16 protein-coding genes and 1 pseudogene are annotated in these 14888 nt (G+C 61.9%); 5 read left to right on the top strand and 12 right to left on the bottom strand.

The genetic code is table 11. The features are described 5' to 3' along the window. Positions 1 to 64: 64 nt before the first annotated feature. From HTIA_RS11945 to pth2, 6 genes and pseudogenes are all read right to left on the bottom strand, one after another. Complete coding sequence (locus HTIA_RS11945) at positions 65 to 1438, bottom strand: MFS transporter (protein WP_008527154.1); 1374 nt, start codon at positions 1436 to 1438, stop codon at positions 65 to 67. Between the two features lie 61 nt (positions 1439 to 1499). After that, positions 1500 to 1689, bottom strand: a pseudogene (locus tag HTIA_RS11940) (transcriptional regulator); the annotation flags it as partial. Between the two features lie 94 nt (positions 1690 to 1783). After that, positions 1784 to 3142 carry a tRNA pseudouridine(13) synthase TruD gene (gene truD / locus HTIA_RS11935; protein WP_008527157.1) on the bottom strand — a complete coding sequence of 453 codons (1359 nt, stop codon included), beginning with the start codon at positions 3140 to 3142 and terminating at the stop codon, positions 1784 to 1786. Between the two features lie 92 nt (positions 3143 to 3234). After that, positions 3235 to 3939: an archaeal proteasome endopeptidase complex subunit beta gene (gene psmB, locus HTIA_RS11930; RefSeq protein WP_020936404.1), complete on the bottom strand. Its 705-nt coding sequence runs from the start codon at positions 3937 to 3939 to the stop codon at positions 3235 to 3237. Beyond that, positions 3936 to 4673 carry an archaeal proteasome endopeptidase complex subunit alpha gene (gene psmA / locus HTIA_RS11925; RefSeq protein ID WP_008527159.1) on the bottom strand — a complete coding sequence of 246 codons (738 nt, stop codon included), beginning with the start codon at positions 4671 to 4673 and terminating at the stop codon, positions 3936 to 3938. The genes psmB and psmA overlap by 4 nt, the downstream gene beginning before the upstream one ends. 118 nt (positions 4674 to 4791) lie before the next feature. After that, complete coding sequence (gene pth2 / locus HTIA_RS11920) at positions 4792 to 5130, bottom strand: peptidyl-tRNA hydrolase Pth2 (protein ID WP_008527160.1); 339 nt, start codon at positions 5128 to 5130, stop codon at positions 4792 to 4794. A 96-nt stretch (positions 5131 to 5226) separates the two neighbouring features. Between pth2 and HTIA_RS11915 the strand changes: the two genes are divergently transcribed. Then, complete coding sequence (locus HTIA_RS11915) at positions 5227 to 5508, top strand: transcriptional regulator (protein ID WP_008527161.1); 282 nt, start codon at positions 5227 to 5229, stop codon at positions 5506 to 5508. Between the two features lie 11 nt (positions 5509 to 5519). On the opposite strand, the gene HTIA_RS11910 is transcribed toward HTIA_RS11915, so the two are convergent. After that, positions 5520 to 5777: a hypothetical protein gene (locus tag HTIA_RS11910; protein WP_008527162.1), complete on the bottom strand. Its 258-nt coding sequence runs from the start codon at positions 5775 to 5777 to the stop codon at positions 5520 to 5522. 95 nt (positions 5778 to 5872) lie between these two features. Beyond that, complete coding sequence (locus tag HTIA_RS16885) at positions 5873 to 6010, bottom strand: hypothetical protein (protein WP_008527163.1); 138 nt, start codon at positions 6008 to 6010, stop codon at positions 5873 to 5875. Between the two features lie 54 nt (positions 6011 to 6064). Here HTIA_RS16885 and HTIA_RS11905 point away from each other — a divergent pair, with 54 nt between their 5' ends. After that, positions 6065 to 7300, top strand: coding sequence for an RNA-guided endonuclease TnpB family protein (locus tag HTIA_RS11905; RefSeq protein ID WP_008527164.1), 1236 nt, complete (start codon positions 6065 to 6067; stop codon positions 7298 to 7300). On the opposite strand, the gene HTIA_RS11900 is transcribed toward HTIA_RS11905, so the two are convergent. Beyond that, positions 7288 to 7632, bottom strand: a complete 345-nt coding sequence (locus HTIA_RS11900; protein ID WP_008527165.1) for a hypothetical protein — start codon at positions 7630 to 7632, stop codon at positions 7288 to 7290. The genes HTIA_RS11905 and HTIA_RS11900 overlap by 13 nt on opposite strands. After that, complete coding sequence (locus HTIA_RS11895; RefSeq protein ID WP_021029507.1) at positions 7625 to 8254, bottom strand: DUF7437 domain-containing protein; 630 nt, start codon at positions 8252 to 8254, stop codon at positions 7625 to 7627. Before HTIA_RS11895 ends, HTIA_RS11900 begins: the two co-directional genes overlap by 8 nt. A gap of 271 nt (positions 8255 to 8525) precedes the next feature. On the opposite strand from HTIA_RS11895, the gene HTIA_RS11890 reads away from it, so the two are divergent. Then, the gene (locus HTIA_RS11890; protein WP_020936402.1) at positions 8526 to 9791 is read left to right on the top strand and encodes a hypothetical protein; all 1266 of its coding nucleotides are present in this window, start codon (positions 8526 to 8528) and stop codon (positions 9789 to 9791) included. On the opposite strand, the gene HTIA_RS16430 is transcribed toward HTIA_RS11890, so the two are convergent. Continuing rightward, positions 9788 to 10318, bottom strand: a complete 531-nt coding sequence (locus HTIA_RS16430) for a hypothetical protein (RefSeq protein WP_021029506.1) — start codon at positions 10316 to 10318, stop codon at positions 9788 to 9790. The genes HTIA_RS11890 and HTIA_RS16430 overlap by 4 nt on opposite strands. Before the next feature lie 207 nt (positions 10319 to 10525). On the opposite strand from HTIA_RS16430, the gene HTIA_RS11885 reads away from it, so the two are divergent. After that, positions 10526 to 11938 (top strand): class II fumarate hydratase, encoded by a 1413-nt coding sequence (locus tag HTIA_RS11885; protein WP_008527168.1) that lies wholly within the window; start codon positions 10526 to 10528, stop codon positions 11936 to 11938. Positions 11939 to 11999: 61 nt separating this feature from the next. On the opposite strand, the gene HTIA_RS11880 is transcribed toward HTIA_RS11885, so the two are convergent. Next, entirely contained in the window at positions 12000 to 12713 is a 714-nt protein-coding gene (locus HTIA_RS11880) for a hypothetical protein (protein ID WP_008527169.1), read from the bottom strand. Positions 12714 to 12966: 253 nt separating this feature from the next. On the opposite strand from HTIA_RS11880, the gene gatE reads away from it, so the two are divergent. Continuing rightward, positions 12967 to 14862: a Glu-tRNA(Gln) amidotransferase subunit GatE gene (gatE, locus tag HTIA_RS11875; RefSeq protein ID WP_008527170.1), complete on the top strand. Its 1896-nt coding sequence runs from the start codon at positions 12967 to 12969 to the stop codon at positions 14860 to 14862. Positions 14863 to 14888 lie beyond the last annotated feature (26 nt).

Raw genomic sequence — 14888 nt, 5'->3', positions numbered from 1 at the left:
TCGTACTGTCGGAACTCGCGCCGAATAAGCGGGGCGATCCGGGGGAGCGGTCGAACGGGGGCGACTATCGATACGCTTCGAACTCCTCGCCGAAGACGAGGAAGTAGCCGGTCCCGAGCACGCCGACTGCAGCGGCGAGCGTGAACGCGACCTCGGGGCTCACGTAGTCCCAGAGGTAGCCCCCGATTGCAGCGCTCGGGATGACGATCGTGTTCCGCAGGAGGTAGTAGGTGCCAGTCACTCGGCCGCCGGCGTCGGCCTCCGCGGGGCCGACGATCAATGCCTTGTGGGACGGGAGGCCGGCAAAGCGGAGCCCAGAGAAGGCGAAGACAGCGACCATCGCCGCCGACGTTGCTGGCGCATTGATGAGCACGACCGGAAAGATCGCGTAGACCGTAAAGCCGAGCGCGACGACGGGTTTGAGACCGACGTACTCGGCGGCCTTCGCCGCGGGGGCCATCACGAGCAGCGCGACCAGCATCTCGACGCCGAGCAGGAAGCCGAAGAACGCCGGCGGCGAGAGGCTGACGCTGTAGGACGTTCCAAAGAGAGCGACGGAGGCGTCGAAGCCGACTTCGAGGAACTGCGTGACGACGAGGACGAAGAAGACGTACACCATGCCGTTGGCGAACCGCACGAGGGTGTCACCGATCAACAGCGGTCGCAACTCTTCGGGCATCTCTCGGAGGTCCGCCCGAATCTGCTCGAGTCCCGCGAAGGAACTCCCGATGGTGTCCTCGCTCGCGTCATAGAGCCAGTGCTGGAGGAGGGTGCCGAGCGCGCCGAAGACGACCCCCACCAACAACACGTACTGGAAGTTCGTCGCGAACGAGTCGCCCATCGTCCCGAGGATCGGCGAGAGTATGGGGACGTTCCACTGGAGGTCGATCAGGATCGCCGCGAGCACTGGCCCGACGAGGAAGGCCACCCGGCGGAAGGTCTCCGTGCTTGCGAACCCGGCCGCCAGCCGCGAGGGATCGGTGGCCTGCTTGACGACGGCGAAGGAGGCCCCGAGGCCGAAGGACTTCCATGCCTGTGCGAGAACCAGGCCGACGAAGATCCACACCCAGGGTTCGATCGTCAGTCCGGCGACTGTGACCGCGTCGAACTGTCCCGCGATCAGCCAGACGGCGAATCCGAGCGTCGAGAGAAAGCCAAAGAGCGTCAGCGCATAGCGCGAGCCGATCCGATCCGAAATTGCCCCGCCGGGGTAGGGGAACACCGCCGAGATGACGTTGCCGAACGTGCCATAGAGGCCGACGACGAACCCCGAAGCCCCGAGGGCGGTCATGTACTCCGGGAGATAACGGCTGGTCATCTGAAAGCCCAGGCTGAACGCGAACATCGCCAGCGAGAGCACGAGGACGTCTCGCCGGAGGGCGAAAAAGGAGCGGAAGGCGTCGATCGGTCCGGCTGCTTCGGCCCGTTCGTCTGGCATATCCGGACTGTTCACCGCTAGTCGCTAAAAACCACCTACTATACGCGAACGAAGCCGGGTCGTCGACCAGTTCCGCGAGGTGCTGGCGAATCGTCGTCCTGCTCTTCGACGGTTTGACGTAGTCGAGCTCCTTCAGCGTCCAGCCCATCGGGGTGGCCCAGGATATCCTGCAGTAGCGAGAACCGCGTCTCCTGGGTGACGACGTTGAGCCGACTCCGGACGGTTTCGAGGTCGCTCGGTCGTTCTCCCATGTCTTATCGTTCAACTGATTCGTTCAAGAGCATTTCGCTCAATTACGAATCGCTATAGAGCGATGAGAGAAGTCAGAGAACAGTAAGTGAGCGCTCAGAGGTCCGCCGGATCGCTCTTCGTGATCTCCCGGAGGACAACTGTCGCGTACGAGCCTTTCGGGAGCGCAAACGAGAGCGTCAGTGGATCGCGCTCGACCGATAGGTCCGTCCGCAGGAGGATCGCCCGTCGCGTCCCCTCCGAGTGGAACTCTCCCGGCAGATCGAAGTCCGCCGAGCTGATCCCCAGATCCGCAAAGACCGCCCGCTCGATTTCACCCGGCTCACCATCCGCCAGTTCACTGTCGGTCCCGAGCAGCGGCGCGGTCACGAACGCCCGCCCGCGCTCGCAGTGGCGGCGAACCGTCCCGACGTTGTCCGCGGTTACACGCTGCGTCCGGCCGGTGTCCGGCAGTTCGAGACCGTCCGGGGCGTCGATGTCGGCGAAACAGACCACGTCGCCGGCGACCGGCTCGTCGAACGGAAGCCCGCGCTCAAGCCGTGCCGAGAGAATCCGATTGAAGGCGTACGACTGGGCAGCGTTGACAAACAGTTGCTGGAGGTTCGTCGGGACCGCCGCTAGCGCTTCTTGGAAGTCTTCGGACTCGTCGGTCCCGTTCTCGGCGAGACGATGGCACATCGACCGCTCGTAGCCCAGGCGCTTGGGGAGCCGATCGAGCGCGCCTTGCCAGTCCTCGGTTTCGGTCACATACCGCCGCGCTTCACGCGTGTCCTCGCGCTCGCGCTCGTGTGGATTCCCGACGTACGAGAGGACGGCGTCCTTCCAGTCGCCGCGGGCGATGGCGAGGCCGACCTCGTGAGTAACCGGGCGCTGGCTGCCGAAGCGTTGCTGGCCGAAGTAGTTCGGCACGCCGATGCGGGTCGAGCCGTCGTCCTCGCCACCGCCGGACGCGCTGCCGGCGAACGCGGCGAGTTCGTCGAGGACGGCATCGAGATTGCCGGGCGCGTCGGGTTCGCTGATCTCGATCTCGAAGGCGTTGCCGGCCAGGTCGCCGAAGAGGATCGGCCGGCCGCTCCGACCCAGGAGCTCGATCTCGACCTCGGAGAGGTCGATCGCGTCGAGTTCTGCGGGATCGACTTTCGTCACGGAGAACAGCTGTGTCGTCCGGGCGTGTTTGTCCTTCGTCCCGGCCCAGGAGACGCGTTCGCGGCTGATACCCAGCGAATCCGAGAGGACGCTCGCGAAGTCGTTGGTGTCCCAGCCCGAGAGCGTCGCCCGGAAGACGACGTGTGGATACGCGCCCTGTTTGGCGTCGATCGGTTCGACATCGAAAGCTTCGATCTCACGGACGCCGAAGGCTGCGGGCTCCCGACGGAGGTGCCCGCCGACGCCGTCGCTGCCGCTGACGTAGTACTCCATGCCGACCGCTCGCTCGACGGGATGTGCCTGGCGCATATCGAGAGTTGGGTGTCCTACACTGTCACCGGAAAAGAGCGTGCTGGTCGATGCGTGAAAAGAACGCAGATCGAAAACCGAACTGTTGGCGTCTACAGCGCGTCTTCGAGCGCGTCGAACTCCTCGATCTCGACGCCCTCGTCGGTGATCTCGGCGATCACGAGACCGTTGCCGGAGCCGGTGTCACGCTCGCTTGCGGCCTGGACCGCCTTCGTCGCGAGGTCGCGCGCGTCGTCGACGGACATCTCGGCGTCGTACTCGCCCTCGATGGTCCCGTAGGCGACCTGCATCCCGCTGCCGGTGACGGCGTAGTCGTCTTCCATGACGCCGCCGGCGGGGTCGATCGTGTAGACGTGCGTGCCCTCGTCGTCGACACCACCAAGGATCGGGTGGATCGCGAGGAAGGGACCGCCGCGGGCGAAGTTGCCCGCAAGCGTCGCCAGCGCGCTGATGCTGATGGATTCGCCGCGCCGGGTCGCATACAGGCTGGCCTCCGAGCGCAACGTTCGGATGAACGACTGGGCACCGCCGACGCTCCCGACCAGCGTCATGGCCGCAGTCGGGTGAATCTCCTCGACCTTGACGACGTTCTTGTTCGAGACGAACCGACCGCCCAGACTCGCACGACGGTCGGTCGCGATCACAACGCCCTCAGCGGTCGAGAGACCGACAGTCGTCGTCCCGGTCTTCGTCACGTTCTCGGCGTCGTCGTCGTCGGTCGCGATCGAACCGAGTTCGGGTTCGTAGGGGTCTGTCCGTCCGCTATCGTGTGGGTTCATGTTTAGATTCGGGTTCATTCGTCGTCACCTCCGAGCAAGTCGCTCTCCTCGAGGTGCTCCTCGATCACGTCCTGGCTCACGCCGAGGACGCCCTCCTCGTCGACCGTCTGGAGGTCGACGCCGTCGGGATCGAGTCCGTCGTCGTTCGGCTCGGCCAATCCTTCCAGGGCGAGACCGACACCCTGCTCTAAGGTCATGCCGTCCTCGTAGTTGTCCTCGAAGTACTCCTGGATCTCTTCACGGCCGCCGCCGACCGCCAGCGCCGACCACTCGTAGGGCGTCCCCGACGGGTCGGTCTCGAAGAGGCGAGGCTCGCCGTTCTCCATCCCGCCGACGATCAGCGCGACGCCGAAGGGGCGCGCGCCACCCGTCTGGGTGTACTCCTGGATCGTGTCGGTGATGGACTTCGTCAGCGCTTCGACACCCATCGGCTGGTCGTATCGCAGGCGCTCGACCTGCGACCGTCGGCGCGCGAAGTCGATGAGTTTGCGCGCGTCGGCGACGTGACCGGCGCTCGCGATGGCGATGTGGTCGTCGATCTTGTGTGTCTTCTCGATGCTGTCGCGCTCGATGAGCGACGAGCGCGTCTGTCGGTCCGCCGCCAGGACGACGCCCTCGTCGGTGCGAACACCGACGCTTGCGCTTCCGCGTTTGACGGCTTCCCGTGCGTACTCGACCTGATAGAGCCGGCCGTCCGGCGAGAAAATCGTAATCCCGCGATCGTAGGCCTGCTGTTGTTGGTTCCCTTGCATACTCGTAGCCTCGTAATGTGTTCACCCCGAGTTAGGGCAGATACCACATAAACCTTTCAGTAAGAGATAAATAGGTCGATTGAATGCGGTACATCCGTCGCCGACCGGCCAGTCTGTCTCAATACAGCGAAAGGTCTCCCGTGACGCGGTCGATAGCTCCCTCGCTGGCTGGACCAATAGCGAGCGCCGAGACGGTCCCCGGTTCGAGTTCGGTGTGGCCGGCGTCCCGGACGATAGCGTGGGGGAGTCCTTCGCGTTCGGCTTTATCGGCGAGTTTGAACAGCGCCGCCTCGCCGTCTGCCTGGAGGACGACCTTCTTCTGGCCGCTGCCCTTCCAGGCCGACTGGGATTGTCTGTCGGCATCTTCGTAGGCCATCAGGGCGGCGTGGGCGACCTGGGCCGCGAGTTTCCCCTCACCCATGTTCAGATCCGCACGTGCGACGATCGCCTGCTTCATGGCAGTTCCAGGACCGGGGCTGGTAAAGGCGTACTGTTCCGTCTGTTCCCGACTGCGAGGCTATTGGTATTTATTCTCGCCCCGACAACGACGGATATGCAGCGGACCACGCGCGAGCGGATCGCCGATCGGTTACGGGGGGAATCGCTGTCCGCGACGGCACTCGCCGCGGCGTTCGAACTCTCGACGACGACGGTGATCGATCACGTCGAGCACATCGCCCGGTCGCTCGAAGATACTGACGAGCAGTTGCTGGTCGCGCCCCCGGCGTGTGAAGACTGTGGGTTCGACAGGTTCGACGACCGGCTGAACGAGCCGAGTCGCTGCCCCGAGTGTCACAGCGAGAACCTTTCGCCGCCGATCTTTCGGATCGAGTGAGAAAGCGGCCCCTATATGTTGCGGGATTCGATGTAGTCGATCGTCTCCCAGAGATTGAGTACGCGAATACGTCCCTCGTAGTATGTGTTTTTGATGACGCCCGAAATCGATCGTTCGGCATTCCGGTCGTCCATCACGATCCCGACAGATTCGTGCTGCGTCGACCCGAGCAGTGTCACGGCAACAGCAGGCAGTTCTGAGTCCGTCTTCCGCAATTCGTCCGGGTCCGTCTGCTCGTATTCTGCCAGCCGTTCGTGGACACGATCCATCAACTCGCCAGCACGGGGGCCATCTTTAATCAGCGAGGGAACCCCGGCCTTTAGCCGGGTGGGGAATCGCGTCACTTGACTACGCTGTTCACCGCTCAATCGGCACTGCCGGAATCCAACTCTTTCTGAGCGTGGAGTAGCATCCCCCGCCATGTCAGCCCGTGGCGCTTCTTTGTCTCTTTCAAGCCCTCGTACTGCGATTCGTCCTCGAACTCTATCTTGACGTACTTCATGCATGGTGTTACACCAACGTTACATCTATGTGTGTCGGTCGCCTGCCGGGTAGTGTGTCCGAGACGGTGACGAAGACGCTACAGGCTTCGCTCGCCACGCCCACAACGGGCAAAGAGCAACGCCTACAGCGGCTCTTGGACACCTACCGCGAAGCACTCCACGACGCCTTCGACAACCGGGCAAACACAATGTCTGCCGTCAACGACATTGTGACGCCTTACGACCTGCCGTACCAAGCCAAGGACGCGCTCAAGTCCTACGTCCCGAAACTCCGAGACACGTACAACGCCGAGGAGTTAGACGACCAGCATCCGCTTCGGCTCGTCAATCGGGCCGCGAAGTTCGACTACTCCGACGAGCGCGAACACAGCTTCGTCTGGCAGGTTCCGATGCCCGGACGCGGGACGAATTTCTGGATTCCGCTTCGGATTAACCCTGAACAGGAATCGCTGTGGTTCGACCTGCTCTCCGAAGACGCGACGGCAGGCGAGTTGCGCCTACAGCGCCACCGAACGTCGTGGGAGTTGCACGTCACCGTCGAATACCCGGTCGATGAACCGACCGAATCGGACGACGCGACGTACATTGGTTTCGACGTAGGTGAGAGCGCGTTGATAACGGGCTGTGCCCTCAAACGCGACGTACCACGGAAGCCGATGCTCGTCAGTGGCAGTCAGGCGCGACACCTCCGCAAAGAGATGTTCACCACGCTCCGGCGGCTACAGTCGAGAGACGCCGCTGAGTGGCGCGTGGACGAACGATTCGACCACTACCAGAACGCACTAACGGATATTGTCGAGAAGGCGTCTCGGCGGGCCGTCGAATATGCTGAGTCTTTCGAGAACCCAGTCATCGTGTTGGAAGACCTGTCGTACATCCGTGAAAATCTCGACTACGGCAAGTGGATGAACAGGCGGCTTCACTCGTGGGCGTTCGCTCGGCTACAGGGTCGAATCGAAGACAAAGCGACCGAGGCAGGGATTCGAGTTGAGTACGTCAACGCGGCGTACACGTCACAGACGTGCCACGCTTGCGGCCGTCTCGGTCGGCGGGCCGAACAAGCGGAGTTCGTGTGTCCACACGACGACTGCCACGTAACAGAGTTCCAAGCAGACATAAACGCGGCGGCGAATATCGCCCGTCGCGCTAACCCGTGGGGAGAGAGCGTCCGTTGGGAACCCGGACGCGATGACTCGCCTCGGGGTGGGAGCGCCCGTGACAGCGCCACAGTCCACCGAGAGACGAGTCCGAGAACCGGACAGATGACGCTCGCGGCCTACTCGGACTGAAACCTGCCAGCCCGGATTCCCCTCGTAGGGGAAGCCCCGCCGTTCACGGCGGGGAGGATGTCACCATGAACCCTCACCCCTGGCTGGATGGAATCCACGATCGAAATCCAGGCTGTCGTCTCCGCGCGGTCGATCCAGTCGATGCTGAGGTAGCCCTGCTGTTCGGTGAGTTCTTCGACGACCCGCCCACTCAGATACAACTCGACACCGTTGTCCCGAACATACTGAACGAAGGACTGATATGGATCGCTGTCAGTGCCCCCGATCGTTCGAAGAAAGCTGGTATCGAGTACGAGAGCGCTCGGAAACGGTAAGACGTGTCCGTCAGTCATCGGCGCGCTGGTACGGTGTTTGCTCCAGGGCACGTTCGTGTACTGGTACCTCGAACGAGATGTCATCAAGCGTCGGATCGTGATCTTTGACCAGTGCGACGATCCCCTCGATTGCCTGCGTGACGGCGATCCCCTCGACAGCCGAGACGTTCAATTCCTCGGCAACGCCACGACGTGTCGTCTTCCCCAGCAGGTACTCGATGGTTCCCATGACTGCCGGGGCAAGCGCTGCTTTACCGTGCCGCTGGACGAACAACTGGAGGTCGTCGTTGGCGGTGGTTGCGCCAAAGACCGCGATCAGGACTGGGCCGAATTCAACCGTGGCTTCCCCACTCCAGACACCACTCACAGCGTCTGCCCGCCAGAGTGCTGACCCATCCTCGTAGGCATCGAGTTCTTCGGCGATGCGAAGCTCTGCCAGTTTGTTGGCATACTTATACGCCGTACTTTTCGAAAGCCCCCGGCGTTCGCGTACTGCAGTGATGGTCGTCGGCGAGTTGAGCAATACATCCGTATAAAACTGCGCGAGTTCGGGCGAAGTCAGCAGTTCTTGCACCACGAAAAACCGCCGGGCTGTATCTCCAGTCGCCCGTGATGCATTGTTGGCGGATGCGTTCGACATAGTCCATAGTACGCGAACTATGATCTAAAGCGTTTCGGCAGCGTTGTATCCAGGCCGGGAGTGTTCTCTATGCTTTTTGTATTCGGTCAGTGATGTGCGACGATCAGTCATCCCAGAGGAAAACATACCCATGCAGGGTCACGCGGAGTGTTATTCGGATCAGTAGTCCGTGAAAAATCAGTATAGCGTTGCTCAACGTGGTGGAAACTTTTTTGAAGAGTAAGAGAGAACAGAAATAAGATCCGACCAAGAAAGGAGTATATCAAAAACTGTGAATTCGATAGACAATATTCTGGACGGAGACGAAGGTAAGCTCACTCGGCGGAAGCTGATAGCGGCAGTAGCAGCTAGCACAGCGTTCGTCGCAGGATGTGGAGAGGACACAAGTGCAACAGATTCCGACGCACCAAGTGACAATCAGCCCATAACTATCACGGACACCAACGACACCGCGACCCACAGACAGACCACAGAAACATCGACACAAACACCTGAAAACACAACGCAACACGCGCCAACTGATACGCCAGAGGAGACACCCAGCGAAGACCCGGACGAACCAACAGAGACAGAACAGCCGACTGAAACCGACGAACCGACCGATACCCAGGAACCAACAGAGACTGAAGAACCAACAACCACACCCCAGGAAGACAGCCTCACCCTGGAAGAAATCTACCGGGAACAGATGATCGAAGCCAAACCAGACGGAAAACAGGCAGTAGATCAAAACTGGGACCACATCCAAAACCAGTTAGACGGAAACTACAGCGACGACGAACTACCGGACCTCGTCGAAGACCTCGCAATGCAGATCGACGGCGAAACACGGGCAGAAAACGTCGCCACCGGGCTCGCATACGCACTCCACGACAAACTCGGATACAGCGTCGACGAAATCATGGTCGACGCACGCAACATCATGACCGGCGCACCACAACACACTGCCTCAGTCTACACCACGCCCAACCCGGACACCGACAACCCGGAAACACAAGTCACCACGGTGTTCCCCTGGGGCAAATCCGAATACGAAGACCGCATACTCAAACCCAACGAACAAAACCCCACCAACACCGAACAAACCATCATCGACGCATGGAGCAGCGACGAACCGGATGGGGTATCTAGTATATTCGATCTTGATGGTGCGAAAAAACAAATCGAATCTACTTTTGGAGGAAAAATTTTAGATCCTGATGGATGGAATAGTATAGACAGTGAAAACGATGATCTAATCCTGGGATATTTGATGGGGGGTGATGATGGTAAGGTTAGCTATGAACCTGCTGCAAGACAAAGGATTGATGAAATCCTCGACGTGCAGAACATTAATGAGAATCCTGCTGAATACGGTACAGAGGCCCGTAGACTGATCGAAGATGCGTCAGTCTTCTTCTACAGTCATGTGGAAGGAGAAGACGCATATATGCAGGTGAACTATGATGAAGAGGAGTTCACATTTAGCTCAGTAGACCATGAGACTCACGAAGAGAACATCCGGGAAAACTTCCCAAAATATTCAGACGAAAATTAAGAACAGGGAATGTTTGGGGAAACTGGACATCTATCAGAAATAGGACTCCCACGCCCTGATGGTACTGGGTAGTTTTGGAAGAGGTTGGTGGTGGTGTGGTGCATTGGTTGGTCTGCTAGTCGGGCTTGGACTGAGCTGTAGCTTCCGCTCCCGGTTACCCCGCCTGGTTCTATTCTTGTCCGTATTCTTCCGCTTGGGTCGCGGCCTTCGTAGATGGTCAACGGTTTTTGTTTCTGGTATGCGGTGTAGTTGTCAGGCCAGTAATTCAGTTCAGGGGTGAAGTATCGGTACTGGTAGAATGTTTCTTCTTTGATGTCTCTGATCTCCTGGCTGAATCCGAATTCACAGGTGTACTGGTCTTGGTTGACGCCGGTCCGGGATGGTATTTGCACCGGGTTGAACACGCCGTAAGTGATGTTGTTCCAGGCGTTCTGTATGTTGTCTGAATTGGTTGGCCGTGGGTCGTTGTTTTGGTCTCCGAGGTAGCATTGGGCTTCGATGCGAAGCGGCCCGCTCGTGGAGTCCACTGGCTTTTCACCTGCTGATACGGACAGTTGTAACTATTTTCGGCATGTATGGAATACTCGTCCGATCGCCCCTCGAACCCCGTCATCTGGTATCCCCAGGGCGGTAACGAATTACAACTGTCCGTATGAAAGGTAGCTCCGAGCAGGCGTTCCGCCGTCACCGTCACGCGGACACTTAACTCCCTGGCGTGAGTGTCCCCGGACGCAATGACCGACAGCGAGGACTACCGGATCGAAGCCGACAGCCTCGGCGAGATGGAAGTACCAGCCGACGCCTACTGGGGGGCACAGACCCAGCGCGCGATCGAAAACTTCCCGATCAGCGATCGGCGCTTCGGACGACGCTTCATCCGGGCGCTCGGCGTCGTCAAGAAAGGTGCAGCACAGGCAAACCGCGATCTCGGGCTGCTGGACGAGGAGAAAGCCGACGCCATCGTCGCGGCCGCCGACGAGGTCATCGCCGGCGATCACGACGACCAGTTCCCGGTCGACATCTTCCAGACGGGGTCGGGCACCTCGACGAACATGAACGCCAACGAGGTGATCGGCAATCGAGCCACCGAGATCGTCGGCGGCGAGATCGGCTCGAAGGAGATCCACCCGAACGACCACGTCAACTACGGCCAATCGAGCAACGACGTCATCCCGACGGCGATGCACGTCGCCGTTTTGGAGGCGATCGAACGCGACGTCCTCCCCGGACTGGAGACGCTCCGGGAGGAACTGGAACGCAAGGAGGAGGAATTCGACGACGTGGTCAAGACCGGCCGGACCCACCTCCAGGACGCGACGCCGATCCGGCTGGGCCAGGAGTTCTCGGGCTACCGGACCCAGATCGAGAAGGGGATCGCCCGCGTCGAGGAGACGCGCGAGCGGGCGGCCGAACTGGCACTCGGTGGGACAGCCGTCGGGACCGGGCTCAACACCCACCCCGAATTTCCCGAACTCGCGGCCGAGTACATCAGCGAGGAGACGCTACTCACCTTCCGGGAGGCCGACAACCACTTCGAGGCCCAGGCGGCCCACGACGCGATGAGCGAGGTCCACGGCGCGCTTCGGACCGTGGCGGGATCGCTCCAGAAGATCGCCAACGACCTCCGACTGCTGGCCTCCGGGCCGCGCAACGGCCTTGGCGAGATCGACCAGCCCGAGAACCAGCCCGGCTCCTCGATCATGCCGGGGAAGATCAACCCCGTCGTCGCCGAGTCAGTCAACCAGGTGTACGCCCAGGTCGTCGGCAACGACGCCACCGTCTCGACCGGCGCGGCCAACGGCCAGATCGACCTCAATCTCTACAAGCCGGTGATCGCGGCGAACGTCCTGGAGTCGGCCCGACTGATCGCCAACGTCAGCGGTGCCTTCGCGACGAAGTTCGTCGCCAAACTCGAAGCTGATCGCGAGCACTGTGAAGCGCGCGTCGAACAGAGCATGGCCCTCGCCACGGCACTCAACCCCGCGATCGGCTACGACAAGGCCAGCGAGGTCGCCAAGGAGGCGATGAAGACCGGCCAGACGATCCGAGAAGTCGCCATCGAGAAGGGGTACCTCACCGAGGACGAGGCCGACGACGTCCTCGATCCGGCGAAAATGACCGAGCGCGTCATTCTCGGCGACGAGTGAGCGGCCGGCGACGCGGATAGAGACGGGCAGCTTTCGGCCGCAACGACACCCGTCGCGCCCGTCACGGCGAAGAGAGTCTCGTCCCGTTCGCGAGATGACGTTGGGCCGCCGGGAGCCACGCGGGCGGCGAGACGGCCACATTCTCGACGTCCGAGACGGTCGACGAATACCGGTGAGTGAACGTGATCGTGTCGGTGGCAGTCGACCGCTCGGTCGTGTACGTGGCTGTCAGGTTTCGAACGAGCCCGCGTTGGGTCACCACGGCGGAGACCCGGTAGTCCTCGACAAACGGCGCGAGCGTCTCGGAAGGGACGGTCGACGTCAGCCGATAACGCGATCCCGCGGCCGACTCGATCTGTTCGATGCTGACCGATCCAACTGGGAGATAGCGTTTGACCGAGTTCGTCACCGACCGGACGAACCGGCTTCGGATTCCGTTGGCCGTGACGCGATCGTAACGGTAGTCGGCCCACGACGTCGACAGCGCGCGGACGTAGACGTCCTCGCCGTCAGCGTATTCGTTGTACACCGGGTAATAAACGCGCCGACCCTGATAGCGGTCCGTGCGACCGTTCGTATCGAAGTAGTAGCGGGTGGCGTTCGCAAACCTGACAGTCCGATAGGACGTCGTGCTGTCGGTGACGTTCGCAACCCGACCGGTTCGGTTTTCTGTCTCTGTCCAGACGAAGGACGTCTCGCGGAGGGCCTCCCGGTGTGCGTCGACGAGCAAATCTGTCTCGATGTCCCCATCGGCGTAGACCCCTGGGACGACCATCGCCCCTGGACCTGCGTCGGGAGCGTCCGTGGGAACCGGTGCTGGTGTGACCGTCGGGGCGGACGTATCACCGCCTAGAAGGCCAGTACACCCGGACAGGGCGAGCAATGTAGCAACCGCCAAGACTCGCCACCGCATTACGAGCACCACGGCCGCCACACAAATAAGGTCGCGGTAAGCGGTAGCATACGACTGCGGATCGTCGCCGAACACAACGGAGCGTTTTTCCCCGAAGCGGCGTCACTGGCCAGTAATGACTGCCGACTTCGACTACGAGGCCCTCGGGTTGGTCGCCGGACTGGAGATCCACCAGCAACTCGACACCGAAAGCAAGCTGTTCTGTAACTGCCCGACCACGCTCAGAGAGCCCGCCGAATCGACGACGACGATCACGCGGTACCTCCACCCGACGAAGAGCGAACTCGGGGAACTCGACGAAGCCGCCCTCGAGGAGAGTCAGGTCGAACGCGAGTTCGAGTATCTCACCTACGACACGACCTGCCTCGTCGAGGCCGACGACGAGCCGCCACACCGAGTCGACGACGAGGCGTTGGCCGTCGCTCTGGAGATCGCTCAGCTGCTGGACATGCGTGCCGTCGACCAGGTACACGTCATGCGCAAACTCGTCATCGACGGCTCGAACACCTCCGGATTCCAGCGCACCATGCTGGTCGCGACAGACGGCGAGATCGAGACCAGCGAGGGGCCGGTCGGCGTCGAGGACCTCATGCTCGAAGAGGAGAGCGCCCAGCGCGTCGAGGAGACCGACTCGGGCGTCAGATATAGCCTCGACCGCCTCGGCATCCCCCTCGTCGAGATCGGCACCGATCCGGACATCCGCTCGCCGGCACAGGCCCAGGAGGCCGCCGAACGCATCGGGATGCTCCTGCGCTCGACGGGTCAGGTCCGCCGTGGACTGGGGACGATCCGCCAGGACGTCAACGTCTCGATCGCCGAGGGTGCCCGCGTCGAGATCAAAGGGGTCCAGAGCCTCGAGGACATCGAGGACATCGTCCGCAACGAAGTGGGTCGGCAGGTCGAACTGCTCGACATCGCCGACGAACTGGCCAAACGCGACGCCATGATCGGCGAGCCACAGGACGTGAGCGCGGTCTTCGAGGAAACAGACAGCGGCGTCATCCAGGGCGCACTCACTGACGGCGGTGAGGTCTGGGCCGTCGCCCTGCCTGGGTTCGGCGGCCTCGTCGGCCGAGAGATCCAGCCCGATCGCCGCCTGGGAACGGAGTTCTCCGACCACGCAAAGCGCCACGGAGCGGGTGGCATCTTCCACACCGACGAACTCCCGGCCTACGGCGTCACCGAGGGTGAAGTCGAGGCACTGGCCGAAGCCGTCGGCCTCGATCCCGGCGCAGTCACTGGCGAGGGTGCCAAAGATGCAGTCGCCATCGTCGCCGACGCGCCCGACGTTGCCGAGCAGTCGATCGAAGCCGTCGCTGAACGGGCCGAGACCGCGATGGAGGGCGTCCCTGAGGAAACTCGGGACGCTACCGAGGAGGCGACAACGCGATATCTTCGGCCGCTCCCCGGCGCGGCGCGGATGTACCCCGAGACGGACGTCCCGCCGGTCGACCCCGACCCAACGGACGTCGAGACGCCGGAACTCCTCACCGCGAAGACGGAACGCTACCAGCGCGAGTACGATCTCGACGCCGGACTGGCCGAACAGGTCGTCTACGGGCAGCGCTGGGCCCTCTTCGAGGAGGCCGTCGAGTCGGGCGTCGACGCGACGCTGGCCGCACAGACGGTCGAGTCGACCGTCACCGAGATCCGGCGGGACGGCGCACCCGTGGAGAACCTCACCGACGACCACTTCCGGGAACTGTTCGCACTGCTGGCCGACGGGGAACTCGCCAAGGAGGGTGTGCCGGACCTGCTCGCCGCCCTCGCGGAGAACCCCGAGTTGGGTGCCGAAGAGGCGGCCGAGCAGGAGGACCTCGGGAGTGCGGGCGAGGACGAAGTCCGGGAGGCAGTCGTCACCGTCGTCGAGCGTCACGAAGCCCAAATCGAGGAAGAGGGGATGGCTGCCTTCTCCGGGTTGATGGGCGAATGCATGGGTGAACTCCGCGGGAAGGCCGACGGCGACGTCGTCAGCGACGTGCTCCGCGAGGAGATCCAGAAGCGCGCCTGATCACCCTGCCCGACCAGACGACCCTC

The organism is Halorhabdus tiamatea SARL4B (genome assembly GCF_000470655.1).
In the GTDB taxonomy this organism is placed as follows: domain Archaea; phylum Halobacteriota; class Halobacteria; order Halobacteriales; family Haloarculaceae; genus Halorhabdus; species Halorhabdus tiamatea.
The sequence above is the reverse complement of the archived record's forward strand: the minus strand, read 5'-3'. Positions and strand labels throughout refer to the sequence as shown.